This is a genomic window from Tamlana crocina, assembly GCF_012037625.1.
On the sequence record NZ_JAAVJS010000732.1, the window covers coordinates 1 to 307 of the forward strand.

1 protein-coding gene is annotated in these 307 nt (G+C 41.0%); it reads left to right on the forward strand.

What is annotated here, in order from left to right; all coding sequences use genetic code 11:
• Positions 1 to 307, forward strand: a 307-nt coding sequence (locus HC176_RS19830; RefSeq protein ID WP_209309832.1) for a DUF6933 domain-containing protein, incomplete at both ends; no start/stop codon positions are given.

Below are 307 nucleotides of genomic sequence, written 5' to 3' on the forward strand. Positions count from 1 at the left end.
TGTGGACCGCAAAAAATGCCTGCTCTTCACTAACAAAAAGACGAAATACAATGTTATCCTCAGCAACGTAAAAGCTTCCGATTTAAGCAGTATAAGTGAAATGTTCAAAAATGCTTTCTACAGCCAGTTGATCTACGATGGCATCATTTCCACTTATGACCATATCAAATCCCTTACAGGCGATCTTGTCTTCAGACCTACAGATAATGACCGCAGCACCCTGGGATTCCAAAATCACAGCCTCGCAAATTGGGATTGGTGGCGGGATAAATATGTTACCTTAGAAAAAATGCCTATGAGGGAATTG